19 protein-coding genes are annotated in these 19383 nt (G+C 61.1%); 15 read left to right on the top strand and 4 right to left on the bottom strand.

Annotated features, from left to right (window positions below):
* From IAE77_RS22465 to IAE77_RS22435, 7 genes are all read left to right on the top strand, one after another.
* A partial coding sequence (locus IAE77_RS22465) for a DUF1501 domain-containing protein (RefSeq protein ID WP_294231594.1) occupies positions 1 to 1404 on the top strand: 1404 nt, incomplete at its 5' end.
* A 72-nt stretch (positions 1405 to 1476) separates the two neighbouring features.
* Positions 1477 to 2838 carry an SWIM zinc finger family protein gene (locus IAE77_RS22460; RefSeq protein WP_294231592.1) on the top strand — a complete coding sequence of 454 codons (1362 nt, stop codon included), beginning with the start codon at positions 1477 to 1479 and terminating at the stop codon, positions 2836 to 2838.
* On the top strand, positions 2835 to 4361 hold the full coding sequence (locus tag IAE77_RS22455; protein WP_294231590.1) for a DUF5691 domain-containing protein: 1527 nt from the start codon (positions 2835 to 2837) through the stop codon (positions 4359 to 4361). Before IAE77_RS22460 ends, IAE77_RS22455 begins: the two co-directional genes overlap by 4 nt.
* Before the next feature lie 27 nt (positions 4362 to 4388).
* The gene (locus IAE77_RS22450) at positions 4389 to 5465 is read left to right on the top strand and encodes an AAA family ATPase (RefSeq protein WP_294231587.1); all 1077 of its coding nucleotides are present in this window, start codon (positions 4389 to 4391) and stop codon (positions 5463 to 5465) included.
* A 19-nt stretch (positions 5466 to 5484) separates the two neighbouring features.
* Entirely contained in the window at positions 5485 to 6279 is a 795-nt protein-coding gene (locus IAE77_RS22445) for a hypothetical protein (protein WP_294231585.1), read from the top strand.
* The gene (locus IAE77_RS22440) at positions 6276 to 8537 is read left to right on the top strand and encodes a DUF5682 family protein (protein WP_294231583.1); all 2262 of its coding nucleotides are present in this window, start codon (positions 6276 to 6278) and stop codon (positions 8535 to 8537) included. The genes IAE77_RS22445 and IAE77_RS22440 overlap by 4 nt, the downstream gene beginning before the upstream one ends.
* Positions 8538 to 8578: 41 nt before the next feature.
* Positions 8579 to 9835 (top strand): VWA domain-containing protein, encoded by a 1257-nt coding sequence (locus IAE77_RS22435; RefSeq protein WP_294231581.1) that lies wholly within the window; start codon positions 8579 to 8581, stop codon positions 9833 to 9835.
* Here the strand turns inward: IAE77_RS22435 and IAE77_RS22430 are convergent, their stop codons facing one another.
* From IAE77_RS22430 to hpt, 4 genes are all read right to left on the bottom strand, one after another.
* A complete protein-coding gene (locus IAE77_RS22430) occupies positions 9836 to 10573 on the bottom strand; it encodes a DUF1080 domain-containing protein (RefSeq protein WP_294231579.1) in 738 nt (245 codons plus the stop codon).
* A gap of 39 nt (positions 10574 to 10612) precedes the next feature.
* Positions 10613 to 11173, bottom strand: a complete 561-nt coding sequence (locus IAE77_RS22425; RefSeq protein ID WP_294231577.1) for a hypothetical protein — start codon at positions 11171 to 11173, stop codon at positions 10613 to 10615.
* A gap of 79 nt (positions 11174 to 11252) precedes the next feature.
* A complete protein-coding gene (locus IAE77_RS22420; protein ID WP_294231574.1) occupies positions 11253 to 11498 on the bottom strand; it encodes a MoaD/ThiS family protein in 246 nt (81 codons plus the stop codon).
* Positions 11495 to 12052: a hypoxanthine phosphoribosyltransferase gene (gene hpt / locus IAE77_RS22415; RefSeq protein ID WP_294231572.1), complete on the bottom strand. Its 558-nt coding sequence runs from the start codon at positions 12050 to 12052 to the stop codon at positions 11495 to 11497. Before hpt ends, IAE77_RS22420 begins: the two co-directional genes overlap by 4 nt.
* A gap of 179 nt (positions 12053 to 12231) precedes the next feature.
* Here hpt and IAE77_RS22410 point away from each other — a divergent pair, with 179 nt between their 5' ends.
* The 8 genes from IAE77_RS22410 to IAE77_RS22375 all read left to right on the top strand — a co-directional run bounded on the left by IAE77_RS22410 (position 12232) and on the right by IAE77_RS22375 (position 19349).
* Complete coding sequence (locus IAE77_RS22410) at positions 12232 to 12753, top strand: transcriptional regulator (protein ID WP_294231569.1); 522 nt, start codon at positions 12232 to 12234, stop codon at positions 12751 to 12753.
* 72 nt (positions 12754 to 12825) lie between these two features.
* Positions 12826 to 13752, top strand: coding sequence for an acyl-CoA desaturase (locus IAE77_RS22405; protein WP_294231568.1), 927 nt, complete (start codon positions 12826 to 12828; stop codon positions 13750 to 13752).
* The gene (locus IAE77_RS22400) at positions 13749 to 14165 is read left to right on the top strand and encodes a hypothetical protein (protein WP_294231566.1); all 417 of its coding nucleotides are present in this window, start codon (positions 13749 to 13751) and stop codon (positions 14163 to 14165) included. Before IAE77_RS22405 ends, IAE77_RS22400 begins: the two co-directional genes overlap by 4 nt.
* Positions 14162 to 14608, top strand: coding sequence for a hypothetical protein (locus tag IAE77_RS22395; protein WP_294231564.1), 447 nt, complete (start codon positions 14162 to 14164; stop codon positions 14606 to 14608). The genes IAE77_RS22400 and IAE77_RS22395 overlap by 4 nt, the downstream gene beginning before the upstream one ends.
* Positions 14605 to 15048 (top strand): DCC1-like thiol-disulfide oxidoreductase family protein, encoded by a 444-nt coding sequence (locus tag IAE77_RS22390; RefSeq protein ID WP_294231561.1) that lies wholly within the window; start codon positions 14605 to 14607, stop codon positions 15046 to 15048. Before IAE77_RS22395 ends, IAE77_RS22390 begins: the two co-directional genes overlap by 4 nt.
* Positions 15049 to 15080: 32 nt before the next feature.
* Positions 15081 to 18323, top strand: a complete 3243-nt coding sequence (locus IAE77_RS22385; protein ID WP_294231559.1) for a PVC-type heme-binding CxxCH protein — start codon at positions 15081 to 15083, stop codon at positions 18321 to 18323.
* An 83-nt stretch (positions 18324 to 18406) separates the two neighbouring features.
* Complete coding sequence (locus IAE77_RS22380) at positions 18407 to 18769, top strand: hypothetical protein (RefSeq protein WP_294231557.1); 363 nt, start codon at positions 18407 to 18409, stop codon at positions 18767 to 18769.
* Positions 18770 to 18797: 28 nt separating this feature from the next.
* Positions 18798 to 19349, top strand: a complete 552-nt coding sequence (locus IAE77_RS22375; RefSeq protein WP_294231596.1) for a xanthan lyase — start codon at positions 18798 to 18800, stop codon at positions 19347 to 19349.
* The last annotated feature ends 34 nt before the right edge of the window (positions 19350 to 19383 follow it).

Raw genomic sequence — 19383 nt, 5'->3', positions numbered from 1 at the left:
TTTTTGGGCAATGCGGGGCAGTTCAGCCTGGGCGCGATTGCGTTGCACGCGATGCAGCAGGACTCGGCGGCGATGCCGCAGGCGGCGAATCCGATGCTGCCGCGGAATTCGCATCACGCGGCGAAAGCGAAGCGCGTGATCTACCTGCACATGTCGGGTGCGCCGCCGCATCTCGATCTGTTTGATTACAAGCCGGAGCTGGTGAAGCGCAGCGGGCAGGATTGCCCGGATTCAATCCTCAAAGGGCGGCGATTTGCCTTCACGACGGGTGTGCCGAAGCTGATGGGCACGCCGCGAACGTTTGCGCGTTACGGCAAGGCGGGGATGTGGATGAGCGATGCGTGCCCGAATTTTCACACCATCGCGGACGAGATGTGCATGATCCGTTCGATGCACACGGATCAGTTCAATCATGCGCCGGCGGAGCTGCTGCTTTTCACCGGGCATGCGCGTCAGGGGCGGCCGTCGATGGGCTCGTGGGCGACGTATGGGCTCGGCACGGACAATCAGGACCTGCCGGGCTTTGTGACGCTGATCTCCAGCGGCACGCAGCCGAGCGGTGGGCAGGGTTTGTGGGGCAGCGGCTTCATCCCGAGCGTGTATCAAGGCGTGCAATGCCGCAGCAAGGGCGATCCGGTGCTCTTTGTGAGCGATCCTGCAGGGATGAATCGCGAGATGCGGCGCAAGACGCTCGATGTGCTCAACCAGCTCAATCAGCAGCAGGTGACGGAGCTCGGGCATCCGGAAACGGTGACGCGTATCGCGCAATACGAGCTGGCGTATCGCATGCAGGCGAGCGTGCCGGAGGTGATGGACATCTCGAAGGAAAACGCGGCCACGTTGGAGGCCTACGGCGCGAAACCGGGCGAGGCGAGCTTTGCGAACAACTGCCTGCTCGCGCGTCGGCTCGTGGAGCAAGGCGTGCGCTTTGTGCAGCTGTTTGACTGGGGCTGGGACTTCCACGGCACCGGGCCGGACAACGGCATCGAGGACGGTTTGACGAAGAAAGTGGCCGCGACGGACAAACCGGTGGCGGCTTTGATCAAAGACCTCAAACAGCGCGGCCTGCTCGAGGACACGCTCGTCATCTGGGGCGGTGAATTCGGTCGCACACCCTTCCGCGAGGGCCGCACGGCCGCGAGCAAGGTGCTGGGCCGCGATCACTACCCGGACTGCTTCACGCTCTTCATGGCCGGCGGCGGCGCGAAGGCCGGATTCGACTACGGCAGCACCGACGAGCTCGGTTTCAGCGTCGCCGAGAACAAAGTCCACGTGCATGACTTCCAGGCCACGGTGATGCATCTGCTCGGCTTCGATCACGAACGGCTCACCTATCGCTTCCAAGGCCGCGATTATCGTCTCACGGACATCCACGGTCATGTGGTGAAGGATTTGCTGGCGTAGCAGGCATTTTCTCCCGGAAGTCGCGAAGGCTTTCCTTGCCAATTCATCAGGCTTTCGCTTGGATCGGCGAAAATGCTCACCGCCGACCAAATCCTCGCTCTTTCTCCCGACGATTCGTCGGCAAAGGCGGCGAAGGGGTTGCTGGCTCCGGCGAAGTGGCCCACGCTCGGGCATGATGAGGTGGCGATCTGGGGTGAGTGCCAGGGGAGCGGGTCAAAGCCCTATCAAGTGATCATTGAGGTCAGCGGGCCGTCGTTCAAATGCAGTTGCCCGAGCCGCAAGTTCCCCTGCAAGCATGGTCTGGCGCTTTACTTGCTGCTGGCGCAGAAGCAGAGCGTCTTCACGGCAAACACGCAACCGCAATGGGTGAACGAGTGGCTGTCGGCGCGGCAGGAACGTGCGGAGAAGAAGGCTGAAAAGGCTGCGCAGACGGAAGCTAAGCCCGCCGATCCGGAAGCAGCGGCGAAACGTGAGGCAAAGCGGCTCGACCGCATGATCAACGGTGCGCATGATCTGGAGCGTTGGATGGCGGACCTCGTGAAGCATGGTCTGGCGGATCTGCCGACCAAGCCGGTGACGTTTTGGCGGGAGGCGGCCGCGCGATTGGTGGATGCACAGGCCAGCGGACTGGCGGCGGGCGTGCGCCAGTTGGAGGGCGCGGTGTCTTCAGGCGAGGGCTGGCAGCAACGCACCGTTTTGAGCATGGGTCGCCTTCAACTGCTCGCGGATGCGATGCAGCGCATGGATTCGCTGCCTGAGCTGCTCCGGCACGATGTGAGAAGCAGCGCCGGCTGGGCGATGGATAAGGAGGACGTGCTGGCCGCGAATGATCGCGTGGCGGATGCGTGGCACGTGCTGGGCATCAGCCACGATGAGAATGAAAAGCTGTGGGAGCGGCGGGTTTGGTTGCGTGGCGCGGCCTCGGGCCGGAATGCGCTGCTGCTCGATTTTTCGCATGGCGGACGTCGCTTTGATCAGGTCTTCGTGCCCGGCACGGTGGTGAAGGCCACGCTTTGCTTTTTCCCGAGTGCGTCGCCGCTGCGGGCGCTTTGGGTGGATGAACCGCAGGGAGCACAGAGTTTCGCAGAGGAGAAAGATGTCTCCGCGACCTCTGCGGTTGAATCGACTTGGGATGCCGCGCTCGAATCTATTGCAGAGGCTCTTGCAGGCCAGCCATGGTTTCAGCGGCTACCACTAACTTTGAGCCATGCCGTGCCGGTCTTTCGCGACCTCCGTTGGTATTTGCGCGATGCGGAAGGTCGGGAGGTGCAGATGCGCATGAGCGCGGACGATGGCTGGCAACTGGGTGCGCTCAGCGGCGGGCATCCGCTTTCGATCTTCGGCGAGTGGCTCGGTGAGCGGCTGCGGCCTCTCAGCGTCTGGCGCGGAGCATCCACTCAACCCTGCTGGACGGAGGTGACCTCGCTCGCATGACCCCGCTCGCTTCACTTGCCACCTCGGCCCTGCTCGGCACCGAGCGGCGTCCACCGGACTGGCCTTTGCTTGAGGGTGCGCACGGCGCGTTGCTGGGACGCATCCCGCGTGAATCGGTGGAAAAGGCGCTGCTGCAAACCGCAGGCGTGCTCGGCACCTGCCAGCTCGCGGGTTTCCTGCCTGCGAAGGCGGAAAAGATCCCCGCGCCCGCCGCGGACGATGTTTTGCCGGAAGATCCGCGGGTAGATTTGCTCTCCAGCATCCTCACAGACGGCCCCGAGCGTTTGCAGGCCGAGGCCTTCATCAAATTGGCCGCCGCTAGCCGACAATTGCCGCATCGCTTGCTGCCGCGAGCGCTGGAATGCGGACGACGCAGCGTGGCGCTGAGGCCGAGTTTGCTCCGTGTGCTGGGGCGCCGCGGTGAGTGGCTCGCCGCACAAAATGACTCGTGGGCGTATGCTGTGGGTGGCGGCAGCGCGGAGAATCTCAGCGACGACGTGTGGCAGCACGGCAGCCTCGATCAGCGCAGACTTTATCTGGTCGCCTTACGCGAGCGAGATGCAGCGAGAGCCCGCGAACTCGTGCGAGAAGCCATGAGTAGCGAGGGCGCAAAAGAGCGCACCGCCTTCATCGAATGCCTCGTCAGCGGACTCACGATTGACGATCAGGATTTACTCGAGGCCACGCTGACCGACAAAAGCAAGGAAGCACGCCAAACCGCAGCACGCCTGCTCTCCACACTTCCCGATTCACGCTACGCTCAACGCATGGCAGGCCATCTCGCGCCTTTGCTGAAGTCGGCGAAGAAGTTTCTGCGCGGCACGGCAATCACGCTGGAGGCACCGGCGGCCTTTGATGCGGCTTGGAAAGCCGATTTGATCGAAGAGGCCAAACCAAAAGGTCTGAGCATGGGCGAGCGTGCTTGGTGGCTTTTTCAAATCGTTCGCAGTGTGCCGCTTTCGTGGTGGGAGGTTCAAACAGGCATGAATCCCGCCGAATGCCTCGCGTGGGCGCAAAAGTCCGATTGGAAGGATGCGCTGCTGCAAGGCTGGGCCGAGGCGCAGGCCGCGCAACGCCGCGTCGAGTGGGCGGAGGCCTTCCTCGGCATCTCGCTGCCGCCAAACGGCCCGCTCACGGTCTTTGACCTGCTCGACACGCTGCCGCCTGCCTTGCGCGAGACGCATTTCCTCAAGTTGCTCACCGACAACGACGCCAAAATGATCGCGCACAGCACGCTGGTGGATCGTTTCATCAAAGGTCTGCCTCTGGATGCGCCGATGCTTTCACCCGCCGTCGCCGCGAAAGTGGTGAAGCTCCTCAAGCAGCGCATCCACAACGGCGAATCGCGCTACGATTGGCAACTGCGCCAGTCGCTGGTGGAACTGGCCTGCCTACTGCCTGCGGCCGCCTTTGACGATCTCGCGAATGGCTGGGACCTCGCCAAAGAAGAGGTCCAACCCTTTGCCGAGGCCGTCGCCCGCATCGGCATCGTGCTCGACCAGCGCAAACTGCTCACCACTTGAAACTTGGAACCCGAAACTCGAAACAACATGTCCGCCCTCCGCCAACACGCCGAACAACTCTTTGCTCATGAACTCGATGAGCTGAAAAAAGCCGACACCCGCCAGCGGCCCACGAACTGGAATCTCTCACCATGGGCCGTTTCGACCTACCTGCTCGGCGGAAAGCTCGACAACGGCTTCGAAGTCAGCGCGAAATACATCGGCAATCGTCGCGTGATCGAGATCGCCGTCGCCACGCTGGCCACGGATCGGGCGCTGCTGCTTTACGGCGTGCCCGGCACCGCGAAGAGCTGGGTGTCCGAGCATCTCGCCGCCGGGATCTCGGGCGACAGCACGCGTTTGATCCAAGGCACCGCTGGCACCAGCGAGGAACAGATGCGCTACGGATGGAACTACGCCCTTCTGCTTTCCAAAGGCCCCTCCAAAGAAGCGCTCGTGCCAAGCCCGCTCATGAAAGCGATGAGTGATGGCCGCATCGCCCGTGTGGAGGAGCTGACGCGCATCCCGGCCGATGTGCAGGATACGCTCATCACCATCTTGTCGGAAAAGACACTGCCCATTCCCGAACTCAGTTCCGAGGTGCAGGCGAATCGCGGCTTCAACGTCATCGCCACAGCGAACAATCGCGACAAAGGCGTGAACGAACTCAGCAGCGCTCTGAAGCGACGCTTCAACACCGTCATTCTGCCCGTCCCCGCCACCGAGGAGGAGGAAATCGCCATCGTGAGCAAGCGTGTGGCCGAGATGGGCAAATCGCTCGAACTTCCTGCCGAACCGCCCGCGCTCAAGGAAGTGCGCCGCATCGTTCAGGTCTTCCGCGAGCTGCGTGATGGCATCACCGCCGATGGCAAAACGAAACTCAAGCAACCCACCGGCACCATGAGCACCGCTGAAGCCATCAGCGTGCTGAATAGCGGCATCGCCCTCGCCGCCCACTTCGGCGATGGCACGCTTCGCGCCGGTGACGTGGCCGCCGGACTCGTCGGTGCCGTGATCAAAGACCCGGTTCAGGACGCTGTGGTGTGGAAGGAGTATCTGGAGACCGTGGTGAAGGAGCGGGATGAGTGGAAGGACCTGTATCGAGTGTGCCGTGAGGTGATCTAGAACTCGACTCCATCCAAGTATGCCCAGTCACTTTTCATCATTAGGAATGCCCGTTGAGTCGATGGATGATGTCTATCGGCTGGCGCAGTCCGTGGATGCCCAGACGCAGACAATACCGTCGCAAGATGGCAGCTACCTTTACTGGTCTTCGAACAGTGGAGCTCAACTCTGGCTTCAGGTGACTCCGAAGCGTGAGTTTGCTGGCATGAATCCTCACTTCTCGGGACCCGCTCGAATGAAGGTCCGGCTGACAGCTTACATTCCGTCAACCACACCATCAGCCATGGATGGCAGTTTTCATGGTTGGGCTGATCCGACGGACGACGGTGCAGAAGGGGCTTATCCGTTTGTGTTCGACGCTCCAGACGCATCTGCACATCGAAACAGAAAACTACCGGAAGTGGTGGATGTGCAGTTGGCCGCCTTTGCTCATGAACTCTCGGCTTACGACAATCCTGAGGCTTACGATGCGGCACAAAGCTCCAAAGAGTTGAAGCTGGCGTCAGAGTCATTCATTCCATCCGGTTTGTTTGGCGATGGTGAAGGCAGCAAAGCGCTCGGCATGATGACGGGCACCATCTTGGCAACAGAAAGAAAAACCAATGAACTAACCGGCAAAACCTTTTGGTGGGCTCTAGTTCAAAGTCTCGGCGGGCAGTTCGACGTGGTGGCCGATGATGAGCTGGTTTCGGCTCCTTTGGTGGTCGGTGGAGTGCTTCAAGGTTCCTTCTGGCTATCAGGCCGGATACTCGCGCCTCCTCCTGCGGCTTCGTCAGGCGGTTTTTTCAGCAGACTCTTTGGCAAGAAATCATGACCCACCTCTTCGGCATCCGCCATCACGGCCCTGGCTGCGCACGATCTTTGGTTCGTGCGCTGGAGGAGCTGTCGCCGGATTGCGTGCTCATCGAAGGACCGCCGGAGGCGGAGGCTGTGCTCGCTGCGGCGGTTCATACGGAGATCGAGCCGCCCGTGGCGCTGCTTCTCTACTGCCCTGACGATACCAAGAAGGCCTCGTTCTATCCCTTCGCGGAATTTTCTCCGGAGTGGCAGGCGATTCGTTTCGGGCTGCAACGCAATGTGCCTGTGCGCTTCATGGATTTGCCGCAGGCGCATGATCTGGCCTTGAGAGATGCAGAAGTGTCAGCGCCGCTTTCAGAAGAAGCGGACTCGCCTGACGAAGTGGCTGAGGACGACATCTCCGGCGATCCGCTCGATTGGCTCGGTCGTGCGGCCGGGTATGGCGATGGCGAGACGTGGTGGAACCAGATGGTCGAAGAACGCCGCGATAGCGAAAGCGCGGGACTTTTCGCCGCCATTCAGGAGGCTATGACGAGCGTGCGAGCCGAGATTCCGCGCAAACGAGCACCCGAAGCCCAACATCGCGAAAACCTGCGGGAGGCCCACATGCGCAAAACCATCCGTCAGGCCGAAAAAGACGGTTTTCAGCGCATCGCGGTCGTTTGCGGTGCCTGGCATGTGCCGGCACTCGCGACGATGCCGAGCGCGAAAAGCGACAACGACCTTCTCAAAGGCCTGCCGAAGGTCAAAGTGGCTGCCACGTGGGCTCCGTGGACTTATGGACGCCTCGCCGCGGCGAGCGGTTACGGCGCGGGCGTGCTGTCGCCGGGCTGGTATGAGTTCCTGTGGCGAAATCAGGCCGCCGAGGCCTCGCAGCGCTCCATCGCGTGGATTTCCAAAGTCGCCCGCCTCATGCGTGAGGAGGACATCGACTGCTCCTCCGCGCATGTCATCGAGGCCGCGCGGCTCAGCGATGCCCTCGCGGCCATGCGGGAGCGTCCAGCCGCCGGACTCGATGAAATCAACGAATCCATCCGCGCCATCATCTGCATGGGTGATGACGCACCGCTGCGCCTCGTGCGCTCGCGGCTCATCATTGGCGAAAAACTCGGCCGCGTGCCGCCGGATGTGCCCACGGTGCCCTTGCAGCAGGATTTGGAAAAGCAGCAGCGCAGTCTGCGCCTCAAGCCCGAGGCGCTCGCGAAGGATCTCGACCTCGATCTGCGCAACGAGAACGATTTGAGCCGCAGCCACCTGCTGCATCGGCTGCGCCTGCTCGGCCTCAAGTGGGGCGAGGTCAAAGGCACCGGTCGCAGCGCGAAAGGCACCTTCCACGAGGTCTGGCAGCTCCAGTGGCAGCCGGAGTTCGCCGTTTCCATCATCGAGGCCAGCCGCTGGGGCCACACCATCGCCGATGCAGCCACTGCGCTGGCCATTGATCACGCCGAAAAGGCCACGTCGCTGCCGGAACTCTCCGCTTTGGTGGATCGCGTGCTGCTGGCGAATCTCCCGCACGCGGTGGAGCCTGTCACTCACGCGCTGGAAAACCTCGCCGCCATCGCGGGCGATGCCTCGCAGCTCTTGGAGGCCATCCCGCCGCTCGCGAACATCTTCCGCTACGGCAACGTGCGCCAGACCGATGCCTCGCTCGTCGGGCATGTGCTCGATGGACTCGTCACCCGCGCCTGCATCAGCCTCGGCGGTGCCTGCGCTTCACTCGATGACGACGCAGCCGCCGCCATGCGCAAACGCATCCTCGCCACGCATCAAGCCATCAAACTCATCGGCAAAGACACCCACCTCGCTGATTGGATGCCTGCGCTGGGACGGCTCGCCGTGCTCGCCGGCACCCACGGCCTCGTCAGCGGCATGGCCTCGCGGCTGCTCTTTGATGAACAAACCGAAGACGCCGACGCCACCGAGCAGCGCATGAGCCAGGCGCTCTCCATCGGCAACGATCCCTCGCCTGCCGCCGCGTGGCTGGAAGGCTTTCTCCATCAAAGCGGTATGATCCTCCTCCACGACGACCGCTTGTGGCGCATCCTCGACACCTGGCTCGCCTCGCTCAGCGACGACAACTTCACGCGTATCCTGCCGCTGATCCGCCGCACCTTCTCGCAGTTCCCCGGCACCGAACGCACCCAACTCGGCGCCCGAGCCAAATACAGCGGCTCCACCACCTCCGCGCCCACCGCCATCGCCACCGAATTCGAATGGAATGAAACCCGAGCCCTGAAACCGCTGCCCGTGCTGGAGCAAATTCTTGGATTATGAGCGAAGACATTTTAACCGCAGAGGACACAGAGAGCGCAGAGATGTCGCAGAGGGGAAAAAATGAAAATTCTCTGCGAACCTCTGCGTCCTCCGCGCTCTCTGCGGTTAATCCAAACGCCCCCGCTGCGGTTGATCCCAACGAACGCCAACGCCGCTGGCGTCTCGTCCTCGGAGGCGAGGCGAATGAATCCTGCGGTGGCCTCAGCGGCGAAGACATCGAAATCGATCAAGCACTCGCCGCACTCTATGAGCCCGAAGGTTCAGGCGGGCTCAAAGGCGGTCGCCGGGGCGGCACCGAGAAGTCCGCGCCACGTGTCGCACGCTGGCTGGGCGACATCCGCAAATACTTCCCCTCCAGCGTCGTGCAGGTCATGCAAAAGGACGCGCTCGACCGCCTCGGCATGCGTGAGATGCTTCTCCAGCCCGAAATGCTCGAGGCCGTGCAGCCCGACGTCCATCTCGTCGCAAACCTCATCTCCCTCTCCGGCATCATCCCCGCCAAAACAAAGGAAACCGCTCGCATGGTCGTGCGCAAAGTCGTCGATGAACTCATGCGCAAGCTCGCCGAACCCATGCGCACCGCCGTCACTGGCGCTCTCAACCGCGCTGTGCGGAATCGCCGCCCACGCCTGGCCGAAATCGACTGGAATCGCACCATCCGCGCCAACCTCCGCCACTACCAGGAGGACTACAAAACCATCGTGCCGGAGACCTTGATCGGATTTGGTCGCAAATCGCAGAAGACCCAGCGCAACATCATCCTTTGCATCGATCAAAGTGGCTCCATGGCCGCCAGCGTCGTCTATTCGAGCATCTTCGGTGCCGTCATGGCCTCGCTGCCCGCCGTGAAGACCCAGCTCGTCGTTTTCGACACCGCCGTCGTCGATCTCACTGAAAAGCTCGATGATCCCGTCGAACTGCTCTTTGGCACCCAGCTCGGCGGCGGCACGGACATCAACAAAGCCGTCGGCTACTGCCAAAGCCTCATCACCGACCCCACGAACACGATCCTCGTGCTCATCTCCGACCTCATCGAAGGCGGCGTCGAAAAAAACCTCCTCCAACGCACCAACGAACTCGTGCAAAGCGGCGTGCAATTCATCACGCTGCTCGCTTTGAGCGACGAAGGCGCGCCCTGCTACGACCAAGAACTCGCCGCCAAAATGAGCGTCCTCGGCGTCCCCAGCTTCGCCTGCACACCGGACAAATTTCCGGCCCTCATGGCCTCCGCGATCAAGAAAGAGGACATCTCCCTCTGGGCCGCCAAAGAAGGCATGAATGCCACACGAGGAAGGTGATCACTTCTTCGCATCCGCCTCGGAGAGGATCTTTTTGGCTTCCTCGGGGCTGATGTCGTGGACGAAGAGATTGCGCCAGCGGATTTCGCCGCCGTGGGTTTGCAGCATGATCGGGCCTTTGGCGGGGAAGGGCTTGGCCTTGTCGTAGTAGTTCTCCATCGGAGCGCCATCGACGACGAGCTTGTCGTTCAGCCACACCCAGGTGCGTGCGCCGATCTGGCGGATGCGGAAGCTGTTCCACTCGCCGAATTCCTTGTCGGCGATGACGAGCGGATCACGGCCGGGAGTGTCAGGTGTGTTGTTGAAGAGACCGCCGGAGCCGAGATGCGGACGACGGGTGGGCTTGGCGGGATCAAAGACCTGCGTCTTGTCCCAGATTTGCACCTGAGGCACGCCGCGCAGGTAGATGCCGCTGTCAGCTTTCGGCACGGTCTTGTATTCAATCAAAAACTCGATGTCGCCGAACTCCTCGTCGGTCGTGGCGTAAGGACCGTGGCCGTCGTTGACGAGTTCGCCGTTCTCCACCTTCCAGTTGATGGGAAATTCTTCGCGCATCTTCTTCAGCGCGGCGTCCTTCTTCTCGCCTTCGAGTTTTACGACGCTGTGCGGGTTGAGTCCATGCCAGCCGGTGAGGTCCTTGCCGTTGAAAATGGCGCGGAAGCCTTCTGGCGGCTGCGGATCGGCTGCGTGAGCGATGGAAACGGCGAGAAGTGCGGCAAGGAGAAGGCTGGATTTCATGGTCGTGCATCTACGCCGGTCATGAGGCGGTCCATGCAGTCACTTCGCGGTTTCGTCGTCTTCAGCTTCCTCCTGCGAGCCGAGCATGCGCCCGAGATCCTCCATGTAGGCCCGCATGTTTTCATCGTTGAGGGCCTGTTGGGCCGCCTGTTCGTCTGCATCCGCTTCCCAGTGTCGCTCGGACACTTCCAGCTTGTAGTCGGTGGTCTGGATGACCATGCGGCCGTTGCGGTCGCTGAACCATTCGAGGTAGAGAGAGCTGGAGAGCACCCACGGCACCTCGTGGAAGCGTTTTTCCTCGAGCGCCTTCATCCACTCCTCCTCCGGCACGAGGAGCTTTTTGAGCTTCATGGATGCGGTGATGTCGCCGACGGAGCCGGTTTGCCGCATGGCGAGACCCTCGTCGTATTGAGGCTGCGGCACCGGGTTCGTATTCACGAACGTAAGCTTGCAGCCGGCGAGATCCGGCCAGGCATCGCCGACGAGGTCGAGGGTCATCGGCTCGTCGCGGCCCAGCAGCCACAATGTGCCCGTGACGCGGCCGCGCTCGGTGTTGTCGATCTCGCCATTGATGACGCATTTGTCGAATCTCCAGGCCATGGGGCATTGAACGTGGTGGGTGGATGGATTTGTCGATCGTGTGATCGGTTTTGCAGGACCGGGGTGGTCCAAACCTGATTCAGCCGCCCTGCACCGGCGGCATGAGGGCGACTTCGGCGCCGTTGTGGAGCACGGCGTCGCGTTTCACGTAGGTTTGATCGAGCGCGAGGAGCATGCTGGGGGCCCAGTCGCGCAGCTTTGGCCACCGGGATTCGATTTGAACCAGAAGATCGGCCATGGTGCTGCCCACAGGCAGTTCGATGAGGATTTCATCTGTTCCGGTGATGTCACGCAGCACGGAGAAGAACAGCACGCGGAGCTTCATGACGGCTTGTTCGGATTGAGGATGCCGATGCAGGGCAGATTGCGGAAGCGGCCCTGGTAATCCATGCCGTAGCCAACGACGAATTCGTCGTCGATTTCGAAGCCGGCGTCGTCCAGGGGCACGTCACGCAGGCGCTGGCGGCGTTTGCTGAGCAGGACGCAGGTGCGCAGCGAGGCGGGCTCCTGCGCGAGGATGCGATCCCGGATGACGCTGAGGGTGAGGCCGGTGTCGAGAATGTCGTCGAGCAGCAGCACGTCCTGGCCGCGCAGGTCGAGGTTCGCGGGCCAGTTCACCTTCACCTCGCCGCTCGTCGCGGTGCCGCCGTGGTAGCTGCTGGCACTCAGCGTGAAGAGGCGCACCGGCATTTCCAAACCACGCAGCAGATCGGCCACGAAAAACAGGCCGCCGTCCATGAGCGCGACGACCGTTGCCACTTTGCCGGCCAGTTCGGCGTTCAAACGGGCCGCCATCTCGCGCACACGGGCGTGAATTTGCTCGGGCGTGAGCAGGATGCGTTCAAGATCGTGGATGACACCGGTGACGGCTGAGGGCATGGGCAGGCGGGGCTTAAAAGTGGTTCGAAGATTAGAGGGTGTCAGCCGTGGCGCACATGTTTCTTCAAATGGACGCGGCACTGCGGGATCGCGACCATGCAGGACATCGCCGGCTCATTGGATGCCGAAAATCCAAAGTTCTGCCTTGCCTTTCGATGTTTTCAGTTTCTAGTGAAAAAATGAGCGACGAACTACCAGCATGGGAAAAGGCACGCGAGGAATTCGTGGCCCAGTGGGGTTCGCTCGGCACCCAGTGGGGCATCAATCGCACGATGGCGATGATCCACGCCCTGCTCATGACATCCCCGGAACCGATGTGCACCGACGAGGTCATGGAGAAGCTCCAGATCAGCCGCGGCAACGCCCACACGAATCTCAAGGACCTCGTCGGCTGGAACCTCGTGCGCATCATCACCAAGAAGGGCGACCGCAAGGAGTACTTCGAGGCTGAGAAGGATGTCTGGAAGATTTTCATCACCATCTCGAAGGAGCGCAAACGCCGCGAGATCGAGCCTGCCATCCGGTTATTGCGCGACTGCGCAGCGCAAACGAAGGACGAAACGACCGGCCCAGGCCGCGATTTCCACCAGCAGATGAAGGATCTCGACGAGTTCCTCAGCTTCGGGGTCAAAGTCGGCGACACCGTGATCTCCATGAAACACGCCTCCGCCCTCCAGTGGGCCATGCGCCTCCTTGGCTGATTTTTTTATGCCCATGTGTTTCAGTAAGTTCTGAAACTTCAGAATAGAATACAAAATAACCCTCTTACTGACATGAATGACCCACCGCTCGAAGTCCGCCGCATGCGCCCGGCTTCGGCGCTGACGAACCCGCTCGAAGGCGAGATCGCCTGGAGTCCGGTTAAGTCGCTGTGGTTCACCGCACACCTGCTCATCGCGATCATTGGCGGCTGGTGGACGTTCAGTCCGGGCGCGGTGGCGTTGTCATTCGCGTTCACGGTGGCCACGCTTTGTCTCGGCCACACAATCGGACTGCACCGGCTCCTCATTCACCGCAGCTTCACCTGTCCGCGCTGGCTGGAATACCTGCTGGTGCATCTCGGCACGGTCGTCGGCATGGGCGGCCCCTTTCGCATGCTCCACATGCACGACATCCGTGATTGGGCCCAGCGCCACCGCGTCTGTCATCCCTTTTTCATCGATCAACGCCCCGTCTGGCGTGATGCGCTGTGGCAACTGCACTGCGAGATGCGGCTGAAACATCCACCGCTCTTCGAGATCGAACGCGAAGTGCTGGAAGATCCCTTTTACCGTTTTCTGCAGCGCACGTGGATGCTGCAGCAGCTTCCGTATGCTGTGGTGTTTTATCTGCTCGGCGGCAGCGGCTGGGTGGTGTGGGGCATCTCGGTGCGCATTGTTGTCTCGCTCATCGGGCACTGGCTCATTGGCTACTTCGCCCACAACCACGGCGAGCGTGACTGGCATCTGGAAGGCCACGCAGTGCAGGGCTACAACCTGCCGCACCTCGGTTTGATCACCATGGGCGAGTGCTGGCACAACAACCATCACGCCTTCCCCGAATCGGCACGTCTCGGTCTCAGTCACACGCAGCCCGATCCCGGCTGGTGGACGCTGCGACTGCTGCATCGACTGCGACTCGTGCGGGATCTCAAACAACCCGCCGACATGCCGGAGCGCCCGGAGCTTTTTCCCCTCAACCTCAACCCACAAACACCATGAACGAAACCGTCCTCAACTACACCCTGTATCTCATCCTCGCCGTCGCCATGACCGTCTGGGTGGCTCGCACGCTGCACAAAAGCGGCCGCATCTTCCTCGTCGATTGCTTCCACGGGAACACCGACCTCGCCGACAGCGTGAATCACCTGCTCGTCGTCGGCTTCTACCTCGTGAACATCGGCTTCGTCTCACTCTACCTCAAAACGACCGAGGAGATCGCCGGTGCCCGCGGCGTCTTCGAGGCGCTGAGCGGAAAGATGGGCGTCGTGCTGCTGGTGCTCGGCGGCATGCACTTCTTCAACCTCTACGTTTTCACCAAGATGCGCCGCCGGGCCACGCTGGCCCACCTCCCCCCGCCAGTGCCGCCGATGCATCGCGTCAGCAAGGCCAACGACATCCTCGACACGCTGTGAAAAACTTCCTTCGCAAACTGAAGCTCTCGTTCCTCGCGATGTTGTGCGGCTGGGTCGCGTGCAACATCGCGTGGTGGGTGGGATTGATCACAAACCTGGACGTCATGACGATTCAGCCCTCGAATCTTTACCAGAGCTTCAATCTTTCCATCATTGTCGCCATCTGCACCGCAGTGGTGATTCTCCATGCGTGGCTGTTAATTTTCCTGCCTGTGGATCTTTGTCTGAGTGATGGTTCGAAAATGCGGCGACCGAAGATGGCAGCGCTGTTCGGCTTCCTCGTGGCATTCTCGATGGTGGCGGCAGCGTATTGCAAGGTCGCATGGTCGAGCGGCACTTTCGACAGAGGTACCCTGCCTTACATCTTCGGCACATGTACAACAGGCACTTTTGCAGGGTATATCCGCGCCCTGTTGGATCAACCCAAGCGTCATGCACCATGAACACGCTCACCATTTTCTACGACGCTCATTGCGGCCTCTGCTCGCGCTTCCGGCGCTGGACGCTCGACCAGTCGGCCTACGTTCATCTCGAATTCATGCCTTACGACTCCGAGGCCGCCCGCAAACGCTGCCCCGAGCTGCCCAATCTCCGTACCGATGAGGAAATCGTCGTCATGGGCGATGACGGCTCGCTTTGGCAAGGTGCCGCTGCGTGGGTGACGTGCCTGTGGGCCTTGCGCGAGTATCGCGAGTGGTCGCTGCGTCTGGCGGGTCCTGGCATGCTCGGCATCGCACGCAAGGTCGTGCACTGGATCTCCAGCAATCGCATCGGCCTCTCGCATCTGCTGCGCTTGCGTGGCGATGATGCCCTGCGGGCTCAAGTGGCCGATGTGCCCTGCACCGACGGCTCCTGCGCTCTCCCGGCACGAAAGGCGGCTTGAACAAAAGCCCTGCCCTGCGCTGTAATGCGTGCATGTCGTTCTCCCGTTGTCTGGCCGTCATCCTCATCGCCGCTCCCTTTCTGCATGCCGCTGACACGCGTCTGGTGCGTGAGACAGAGGCTCTGACGCCTGCGGAGGAACAAACGAAGCTGCATGTGCCGCCAGGCTTCACCGTACGGCTTTTCGCCAGCGAGCCGATGATCAACAAACCCATCAACATGGCCTTCGATGCGCGTGGACGCCTCTGGGTGTCATCGACGGTCGAGTATCCTTATTCCGCCGACAAATCGCGCTGGTCGGACGAGAAGGGGACGCGTGTCAAAGACAGCCGCGATGCCATCAAGATCCTTGAAGACACCGATGGCGATGGCCAAGCCGACAAAGTCACCGATTTTGCCGACGGGCTCAACATCCCCACCGGCGTCGTGCCTTGGCACAAGCCGGAGCACAAAGCCGGCTGCATCGCGTGGAGCATTCCCAATATCTGGTACTTCGCCGACACCGATGGCGATGACCAAGCAGACGTGCGCGAGGTCTTGTTCGGGCCGCTTGGCTACGAAAAGGACACCCACGGCATGTGCAGCAGCTTCCGGCTCGGACTCGACGGCTGGGTGTATGCTACGCACGGCTTCAACAACACCTCGCACTTCAAAGCGAAGGACGGCAGCACGCTCGATCTGCACAGCGGCAACGTCTTCCGCTTCAAACCCGACGGCTCCCGCGTCGAGAAATGGACCAGCGGCCAGGTGAATCCGTTTGGGCTCGCGTGGGATCGCTACGGCAATCTCTACAGCGCCGACTGCCACAGTTCGCCGATCTACCAGCTCATCCGCGGTGCGTGCTATCCCAGCTTTGGCAAACCGCATGACGGACTCGGCTTCGCACCCGTCATGTGCGAGCACACGCACGGCTCCACCGGCATCTGCGGGATCGTTTACATCGACGGCGGCGTGTGGGGCCCCGAGTGGGACGACCACACGTTTGTCGGTAACGTCGTCACCTCGAAGGTGAACCACGACAAAGTCACCTTCACCGGCTCCACGCCCAAAGCGAACGAGAAGCCCGACTTCCTCACCAGTGACGACCCCTGGTTCCGCCCGGTCGATCTTCAACTCGGCCCCGACAACGCCCTCTACATCGCTGATTTCTACAACAAGATCATCGGCCACTATGAAGTGCCTCTGGAACATCCGGGGCGGGACAAGGAACGCGGGAGGATCTGGCGGGTGGTGAACACGATGCACGCCAAGACCCTGCGCGAGCCCAACCTTGAATCACGGAGTGGCAAAGAACTCGCGCAGGAGCTTCAATCGCCGAATCTCAACCGGCGTGCGCTTGCCACGGAGCTGATGGTGCGGCGTCGTGAAGTGACGAACGACACGATTTCTCCCGTATCAGCCGCGCATTCCCTCTGGATCGGCGCCAGGCTCGGAAAGATCAGCACCACGGAGATCCAGAATGCCATGAACACCTCAGCCGTGGCCGCCGCACAAGGGTTCAGAATGTTGGGCGCATTTAGCGGAGTCGAGGGTGTTCCTGGCTACTACGCTCACATGCTGCCCAAGGTCGATCTTGCCCCTGCTAACCTTGGTGTGCCGACACCTGCTTTTGTCATCATCCGGTCCGTGAAAATCGACTCTGCGACAGGCAAAGAAGTCGAAATGATCCACGGTGGCAGCGTTGATCAATGGACGCCTCGCGATTTCGACGAGTACGACAAAGCGCGGATCGAGTGCATGGGCCTGAGTCAGGACCGGGCGGCCGTCCTCGATCTTGTCAAAGAACTGGAATCACATCCGGGCGATTCCACAAGACACCTCACGGTCAAGGTCGGGCTCCGCCGACTCCTGAGCCAGCCGGGTGTGTTCAAAGCCTTGCCATCGGATGCCTATTCGGCTGCTGAGGTGGTGCTGGCAGTTTCTAATGGTGACGCCAGCCAATGGCTTTGGCGGATGGAGGAATCGGGTTCCAGACCGTCCAGCGCACACTCGAAGGTTCTCGGCCACATTTCCCGGCATGGCGATGACCGCCTCCTTCAGACGGCGATTCACAAAGCACACGCTAGTGCCGGAGAATCGTCGGTCGTTGTGCAGCTTGAGCGCATCCAGGCCATCCACAACGGTCTCAGCGAGCGTGGGGTGCCGCCAAATCCGGAGCTGCTGCAATGGGCGCAGGAGCTGGCGACGCAACTTTTGACGCAAACGGACAAACAGCCCGAGTCTGCCTGGATTTCGGCGGCGACGGCGGACAATGGCCCGAAGTGGTCGTTGCAGACACGGAAGTGTGTGGATGGCACGGAGGCGCTGGTGTTGCAGAGCATGATCAAGGGCGGCGGCGACGAGGAGAGGCGGATTGGCGTATTGAAGTCGAAGGCCTTCGTCGCGCCGCCGAAGCTGACGTTGTGGATCAATGGACATCGCGGATCGCCGAAAGGCGATGCGCACGACAAGAATCTCGTGCGTGTTGTCGATGCGGAGAGCGGCGAGACATTCGCCAAAGTGTTCCCGCCGCGCAACGACGTGTGCCAGCGTGCCGAGTTCGATCTTTCCAAGCATGCGGGCAAGGCCGTGCGGCTGGAGATCGTGGATGGTGACGACGGAAAAGCCTACGCATGGCTCGGGATCACACGCATCGAGCCGCCGGTGATCAGCGTGAACGATTTTCAGACCGAGGACAGCACGCGCGAGGCCCTGAAAACGCTCGCGGTGATGCTGCAGCACACCGCACCGGCTGCTTTGCGCGAGAAACTGGCCGCTTATCTGCCACCGAGGCCCGCGCCGCCTCCATTGCCCGTGTCACCGGAGCAACGGAAACAGCTCGATGCCTTGATTGGCACGCGTGCAGCGGCCTTTGGAAAAGCGATACCGGATGCCACGACGGGAAAGACGCTGTTCAAGACGCATTGCGCCGTGTGTCATCAAATCGGTGGCGAAGGCGGCCTGATCGGCCCGCAGCTTGATGGCATCGGTGCGCGTGGAGTGGAACGCTTGTGCGAGGACATCCTCGATCCGAACCGCAATGTCGATGCGCATTTCCATCTGCACACGCTGACGCTGAAGGATGGTTCGAAAATGAGTGGCTTCCTCAAAGGTGAAGCCGGCCAGGTTCTCATCCTCGCCGATGCCGCCGGTCGGGAGCATCGCGTGTCGAAGAACGATCTCGCCAAGGATGAAACGACGCCGATGTCGCTCATGCCTCCGGTGTTTGGGCAAGTGCTTGATGAGACAGCCTTCAATAATTTGATTGGCTTTCTACTGAACGAGAAGACCAAGTAGCTTACGAAGAAATGCGCTTTGCAGACCCATCTCCATGTTGTTGCGCATCTTGCGGTGCCAGCAGCGCCCTGCCAGTGCACGACTTGCTGGCACTGACCGCCATATGCCCAAAGTGTGGAGCATCATTTCATGAACTTGTTTTGTCGATGCGACGCCTTGTCGACGAGAATGCCACCTTTTTTGACGCGATTCAGATACTCATGTCTGCCGAGCAGAAACTGGGCATCGACGTCAAGGATGAGACCGTTGAGAACATTCGCCCGTGGAGCGAGCTTAGCCTCCGCGATTTGGCCACTGCCGTTGAGCGTTCCGACTCAACGATCACGCACGCCGCTGCAAATGAAGCGGTAAATTTGGCAGTTCGAGCGGAGTTTTCTGACGCTCCAGACACATTGGATTTCAATCTGCCTCTTCATCAGGCGCTCTCACCACATCGATATGAATAGCAGCAGTGTTGTCATTGGAGGATTCTTGATGGTAGCCGCTGTGGTCATTGCCACCGAAGCCATCAAGCCGCATCCGCAGGCGCTTCCCAACAAGCATGCGCCCGGCGAGGTGGATCGGCCGGAGATGGTGAAGTTCATCGTGGCTGATCCAGCGAAGCTGCCGGGCATTGTGGTGGACGAAATGACCGCCGAACTCGTGGGCGAGTGGGAATACTCGACGCACACGCCGCCGTATGTCGGCATCGGCTATCTGCACGATCTGAAGGCGGGCAAAGGTGAGAAGTCGGTCACATTCACGCCAGAGCTGCCGGAAACGGGCTGGTATGAAGTACGGCTGGCTCACTGCTACAACGTGCGGCGCTCGACAAAGACACCCGTGACGATTCATCATGCGGACGGGGAGGCGAAGGTGGTGATCAACCAGCAACAGGAGCCGGAGCATGAACGGCTGTTCCGCACCCTGGGCACGTTTCGCTTCGAAGCTGGTCGCAAAGGGCGGGTGCGCGTGTCGAATGAAGGAACCGAATCCGACAAGGTCGTGATTGCGGACGCGGTGCAGTTTTTGCCGGTGAAGAAGTGACGGCGATTACGCCAGAGTACGTTGTTCACGCTTT

This window comes from Prosthecobacter sp. (assembly GCF_014879935.1).
In the GTDB taxonomy this organism is placed as follows: Bacteria; Verrucomicrobiota; Verrucomicrobiia; order Verrucomicrobiales; family Verrucomicrobiaceae; genus Prosthecobacter.
The sequence above is the reverse complement of the archived record's forward strand: the minus strand, read 5'-3'. Positions and strand labels throughout refer to the sequence as shown.